General features: G+C 55.5%; 7 protein-coding genes and 1 pseudogene. 2 read left to right on the top strand and 6 right to left on the bottom strand.

The window, feature by feature from the left end:
* On the bottom strand, positions 1-698 hold a 698-nt coding region (locus tag AC221Y_RS19600), incomplete at its 3' end, for an arginase family protein (RefSeq protein WP_299753056.1).
* A 131-nt stretch (positions 699-829) separates the two neighbouring features.
* A complete protein-coding gene (locus AC221Y_RS19595) occupies positions 830-1378 on the bottom strand; it encodes a hypothetical protein (RefSeq protein WP_299753054.1) in 549 nt (182 codons plus the stop codon).
* 125 nt (positions 1379-1503) lie between these two features.
* Between AC221Y_RS19595 and AC221Y_RS19590 the strand changes: the two genes are divergently transcribed.
* Complete coding sequence (locus AC221Y_RS19590) at positions 1504-1818, top strand: universal stress protein (protein WP_299753052.1); 315 nt, start codon at positions 1504-1506, stop codon at positions 1816-1818.
* Between the two features lie 197 nt (positions 1819-2015).
* Here the strand turns inward: AC221Y_RS19590 and AC221Y_RS19585 are convergent, their stop codons facing one another.
* Both AC221Y_RS19585 and AC221Y_RS19580 read right to left on the bottom strand, forming a co-directional pair.
* The gene (locus AC221Y_RS19585; protein ID WP_299753050.1) at positions 2016-2228 is read right to left on the bottom strand and encodes a hypothetical protein; all 213 of its coding nucleotides are present in this window, start codon (positions 2226-2228) and stop codon (positions 2016-2018) included.
* 251 nt (positions 2229-2479) lie between these two features.
* Positions 2480-3094 (bottom strand): universal stress protein, encoded by a 615-nt coding sequence (locus tag AC221Y_RS19580; protein WP_299753048.1) that lies wholly within the window; start codon positions 3092-3094, stop codon positions 2480-2482.
* A gap of 436 nt (positions 3095-3530) precedes the next feature.
* Between AC221Y_RS19580 and AC221Y_RS19575 the strand changes: the two genes are divergently transcribed.
* Positions 3531-4681 (top strand): IS630 family transposase gene (locus AC221Y_RS19575; RefSeq protein WP_486708106.1). Its coding sequence is split into 2 segments (ribosomal slippage): positions 3531-3981 and positions 3981-4681, totalling 1152 coding nucleotides; the frame shifts between segments, so codons are not numbered across the junction.
* 62 nt (positions 4682-4743) lie between these two features.
* Here AC221Y_RS19575 and AC221Y_RS19570 read toward each other — a convergent pair.
* Positions 4744-5352: an alpha/beta hydrolase gene (locus AC221Y_RS19570; RefSeq protein WP_486708105.1), complete on the bottom strand. Its 609-nt coding sequence runs from the start codon at positions 5350-5352 to the stop codon at positions 4744-4746.
* 10 nt (positions 5353-5362) lie between these two features.
* Positions 5363-5530: pseudogene (locus tag AC221Y_RS19565) on the bottom strand (ring-cleaving dioxygenase); the annotation flags it as partial.

Here is a 5530-nt window from a genome sequence, read left to right as displayed (position 1 = left end):
CGTTCATGGGCGTGGCCCCAGAAGAATGGATAGAAACGCGCAGGGTCGGCGTGCACAGATACGGTCAGAACATCATTGCGGTCATAGAAAATGCCCTGCGTTCCATTGCCGTGGTGCACATCGATATCAAGAATTGCCGGTCGCAGGCCGTTGGCGCGCAGGCGTTCTGCCGCGATGGCAGAGTTGTTGAGGAAGCAAAACCCGCCCGCAAGATCGCCGAATGCATGGTGGCCGGGAGGCCGCGAGAGGGCATAAGAGGCGCGCGTGCCGTTCAGCAGTGTATCGGCGCCAGCCACTGCAGACTGCGCGGACCAATAGGCCGCCTCCCAGGTTCCAGCGGCTATTGGACAGGCGCTGTCGGCTTGATGAAACCCGGCTTGGCCGACGGCAGACTTCGGATAGCTGTCGGAGCGGTTCGCAGGGTGAATGTTAGGGATTACTTCCTCGCCAGCGCCATCGATATACTGCCAGCGTTTATGGATGGTTTTCAGAAATGTCAGATTTTCGGGTGAATGGATGGCGGCAATCGGACCAAGCCCCGCGTCTTCAGGCACTTCGAAAACACATCCTGCGGCCTCCGCTCCAGTGCGAAGTACTTTGATCCGTTCAGGTTGTTCGGGGTTCGGCAATACCTTGCCGTTGGCCATGAAATGCTTTGGGTCATGGTTCCATTGGCGATCGTCAAAAATGGCTTTCATGTTTGGCCTTTCAGGGCGTCTAACCCGTCCTTATTGAGGCGTAGACAGGGCGCTTACAACCCTTTATTTATTGACTCTTTTCGCTGTATGCGGAATTTTTGTGTACTATCTTTAACCGTAATTGTGTACCATTAATGTGGAACAGTAGCCCAGTACGACTGCAGCGGAAACCAGACCTTCTCTATGAACTCGTCAGCGCCGTCTTCGCCACGAAAGCCAATGCGAGCTAGCCAATTCTGAACAGGCTTCGACAGCTTGTCCCAATCGCTATACGTGGTATCCGCATAGGCCATCAGCATCTCGGGAGATTTCACTGCTGTGACGAACTGCCTGTCCAACGTGGCGTGATTGATGGCAGCGTTGAAGAAGCCGCCCGTAGCGAACAGGTCTTCGACATCGTCCTCGGGTTCTACGTGCAGCTTATTCTTCATACCCGACAGGAAAAGCAAAGCTCGGTAAAATTGGCTGACCGTGGGTCTAGCTTCGTCTTCGTACTCGTAGGTCATAACTTTGCCCTCGAGATGCGGCGCAGATGAATAGACGTAAGAAACTCTGAGGTTTTCACCGGTTAAAACTTCGTCCGGAGAAGTTGCGTGATGGCAAATCAAATAGAAAGACGGATAGCTGCTGCCAAGGTCGCGAACGAAATCTTTCGCGGCAATCTCCTGACCCTTCGTCATGGGCGTTCCTTTAGTTTTATTCTCCCCGAGTATCCACAGCCTTTTTGAGAAGGAGGTGAAGAAGTCCATGTCGCTAGCAAAAGTAGGGAAACTTGCGAAGTCGGTGTATTGGTGACGACGCTACTGTGGTCTATGTCGGCGTCGTGGATGCTGTACCTACGACGTCGGCGCGTACTGAGGGTGAACGAATGAAGGAGGCTCTTGACATCTTTGCCGCCGATCAGGCGAAAGCCTATGGCATCAAGACGGCTGATCAAATCGCACTCCGCCCAGATCTGCATCTGCACGTTGGGTCAGGGATCATCAGTTCTGCCAAAGACGCCGACTGCAACTTGATCATAATGGCAAGCCACATACCGGGCATCAAGGATCACATCTTTTCTTCTAATGCGGGTTATGTCGCCACCCACGCGCCAATTTCTGTTTATGTGGTGCGCTGACCGTTTAAGCCAGTCAGAATAAAGCTGTTTCGCCAATTAGGCGTTTGATTTGAAACTTCGCCGCGTTCTGAGTTGGACGTGTGACTTTCAGACGCCGAACGAAAGGCTGGTGTTCATCGCTTTCAGCGCCGGACGGCGGATGGACGAAAACGACCGTCCTGGACGCTTGGGTTACCCGATAGCCTTGACGAGCGCCGCTAGCGTGCTCTGCCGGATGTTGCCGTGATCGCCTCAACAGGCGTACCCGCCTCGCTCTCCAGACGGGCATTGCGAAGGCGCGTTGTCTTGACGGCGCGTATTTCCGCCTCGTCTTCGGCTATTCTCCTCATGATACGCGTGGTCTTGTCCAGCGGCGTTTCTTTTTTGGCGCCGATAGGTGTAAGCACGATCGTTTTTGCGAGTTTGGCCATCAATAATCTCCTTAACGTATTCTTTGCTTGGGTTGCGCTGCAGACAGGCTGGCTTCGGATGAGCCCGTGTAGCGCGCGTATGAATTAGTCGTGTCGATTGGCGAGTCCTACAGTTCTTGAGCTATCAGGATCAGCAACTGGCCACAGTTTCTCCATCCGCTTGATCCGGCTTGAAGCCCGTAGTCTTCGTCGCCAACCTGTCCGGTTTCGCACACCTAGACCCCTTGGGCTCATTGCAGAAAACCAATGGGCTATGCTGGCTCCGGGACGACCAAAACAGGACATGGTGCGAACATCGTGACCCTGCGGGAAATAGAAGAATCGAACAATGCTTCGAGCCAGGAACGGTTTGGAGAACCAACCACGATAACATCCGCATCGCAGTCATCGGCATAGTCGACGATTACCTGTTCGATTTGGCCGCTGCACTCCTCAATCTCGACCTCAACGCTTGTGTCACTTTCAACCCTCAGCTCTGCAAGTTGCTGGTTGCGATCTTCAATGATTTGAGAGTTATCAGTAGTCACTAAAGGAACGGCCGTAACCATTGGTCCTGCAGCCGCTAGTCCGGCCCCCTCGAACGCCGTTGGGATTACATTAAGCAAGCACACTTTGCCGTCCACGACCTCTGCCATGTCCAGGGCAACGTCAGCGATTTCGCGGTTCAAATCTTGGTCGACAGTCGTTACGACCATGATCCGCTGGAAGCGGGCGTTGTGCTGACTTGACTCAACACCGGTATCAGATTCTTTGGTTTTTGCGAGTTGGATTAGGGCAGACTGAAGGTCCTCGGCATTGAATGCCGGATTGGTACCAGCCATTCCCTCGGACGCCGCCTCCACCTTCTGATCTGCGTCAACAGCCATTGATCTTAGGACTTTCACCTTGTCATCGCGGCTGAGTTTGTTGTCACTCTACACATGATCTGGTGTTTCGAAATAGCGTGAGGGGTTCGATATTCTCGCGTTTGTGTAGATAGTCATAAGTCTCCTTTTTCACCGCGATTGGATACCAATCGGACAACTGTTGTTGATTGACGTGTTTTTTCGACCGCCTAGTTTGGTTAGGTCAACTTTGAACCTGCGAGCCGCTTGGATGTTTTGTTCAAGCGCGCACTTCTGACCCAGCTCTCATGTGGGTTTTTTGGCTCCAACAATTTAAACCTACAGTAAATAAAGGAAAAACTCAAGGTGACCTCAAGTTCTGATTGCAGGCCTCGATAACTAGTCCTTCGCGTCGGCTAATTTGACAGATTACTGTTTTTCTGAATCACTCTCGCAATCGTTTGATGAGGTGAATGAGATGTCGAAGAAAAGGCGATCAGCGAAGTATGTGGTTCGGTTGAACACGGAGGAGCGCTCCGAGCTTGAGGGCATGATCGGCAAAGGCCGGGATGCGGCGTACAGGCTGTTAAAGGCGCGCATCCTGCTCAAGGCCGATGTTGGTACCAATGGCGATGGGTGGGATGACGCGCGCATCGCCGAGGCGCTGGAAACCAGCGCGTCGACTGTCTTTCGCACGCGCCGCCAGTTGGTAGAGGAAGGTCTGAACGCGGCTTTGGCGCGCAAAAAACGTGAGACACCGCCCACGCCCGCGATCTTTGACGGGGAAGCTGAGGCGCGGCTCTTGCAACTGGCCTGCTCGAAACCGCCGGACGGCCACGCGCGGTGGTCCTTGCGGCTTCTGGAGAAACGGGTGGTGGAACTGGGCATCGTCGAGGCGGCGAGCGACAGCACGATCCAGCGCGTGCTCAAAAAAACGCGCTCAAACCGCACCGCAGCCGGTATTGGGTGATCCCGCCCAAGGCCAACGCCGCATTTGTTGCCGCGATGGAGGATGTGCTGGAGGTCTACACCCGCCCGCATGACCCGGCGCGCCCGCTGGTCTGCTTGGATGAGACGAGCAAGCAATTGACTAAAGAGACCCGCACGCCGCTCCCCATGAAGCCCGGACGCGAGGCCCGCTTCGACTACGAATACGAGCGCGCCGGGGTGGCCAGCCTGTTCATGCTGTTCGCGCCGCTGGAAGGATGGCGCCATGTCGCCGTGAGGGCGCAGCGCACGGCCGTCGATTATGCCCATATTCTCAAGGACCTCGCCGACACGCATTTTCCCGACGCTGAAAAAATCACCCTCGTTCAGGACAATCTGAATACACATCGCCCCGCGTCTCTCTATCAAGCATTTCCGCCCACCGAGGCCCGCCGTATCGCCGGGCGGTTTGAATGGCACTACACACCAAAGCATGGCTCATGGCTCAACATCGCCGAATGCGAACTGAGCATACTCGCTCGGCAATGCCTCGACAGACGCATTCCGGATCGTGCCAAACTTGAAACAGAAATCCGGGCCTGGACAAAGCATCGCAACAGCGACAGCGCAAAGGTAAATTGGCGTTTCTCAACCGACGATGCACGCATCAAACTCGCGCATCTATACCCGCAGATTAGCTGAATCAGGGGACTAGGGTGCTTGGGAGTTACGCGCTCGGTTCGGTTAGGTACATACGCGCTTTGTCACGGAGCTTTCAGAAGGGCTTCCAGGGCCAGCAGCTCTGGCTGGCGCAGATCGTGGCCACCCTCGTGGACTTTTGTGAACACCTGTGCGCCCTGCGTTGTGAACCAGTCGATCAATCGCTGGCTCATCGGCCATGGACAGATCGGGTCATGTTTCCCTGCGGTGATCAGAACCCGCTTGTCCGCAAGGGCTGGGACGGCCTCCGGTTCCCAGGGGATTAGCGGATGCAAAAGTGCGATCCGGTCGAACAGATCGGGGTGTGCCATTGCGACAGAGGCAAGGATGTTTGCCCCGTTCGAGTAGCCAAAGCCATAGACCGGCGCGTTTGGGTTCTGGGCCTTATGCGCTGCCACGAATTCAGCCATCGCTCCGGTGCGGCGAGCAAGATCGTCCATGTCATAGACGCCTTCGCCAGTGCGCCGAAAGAAGCGCGCCGCCCCCATTTCCGAGACATCGCCCCGGGGCGAGACAACGCCCGCCCTGGGCAAAAGCTGTTGCGCCAGTTCAAAGAACTGGTTCTCGTCACCGCCCGTGCCGTGAAAGGCAAAGACCAGCGCCGCGCCCGGTTTGGGTGCTTTGGTCAACGCGTGATAGGTTTTGGTCGACATAGTGATCTCCTTACGCGGTAAGTTTAGGCAGCAGGCCTTCGATCTGGACACGATGCGGCTCGTACCGGTCTGGCAGCTTCAGGGCTTGGCCCAAGTTTGCGGTATCTTCGTCACGGTCAAAGCCCGGCTCGTTCGTGGCAACCTCGAACAGGATGCCGCCCGGTGTGCGGAAATAGAT

The sequence above is a fragment of the Boseongicola sp. genome (genome assembly GCF_057460485.1).
Note: the sequence above shows the minus strand (reverse complement) of the source record. Positions and strands in the feature narration are given on the sequence as shown.

Coding starts and splice junctions, on each gene's coding strand:
- AC221Y_RS19595 (WP_299753054.1), bottom strand. CDS start 1,378: ATGACGAAGGGTCAGGAGATTGCCGCGAAAGATTTCGTTCGCGACCTT.
- AC221Y_RS19585 (WP_299753050.1), bottom strand. CDS start 2,228: ATGGCCAAACTCGCAAAAACGATCGTGCTTACACCTATCGGCGCCAAA.
- AC221Y_RS19580 (WP_299753048.1), bottom strand. CDS start 3,094: ATGGCTGTTGACGCAGATCAGAAGGTGGAGGCGGCGTCCGAGGGAATG.
- AC221Y_RS19570 (WP_486708105.1), bottom strand. CDS start 5,352: ATGTCGACCAAAACCTATCACGCGTTGACCAAAGCACCCAAACCGGGC.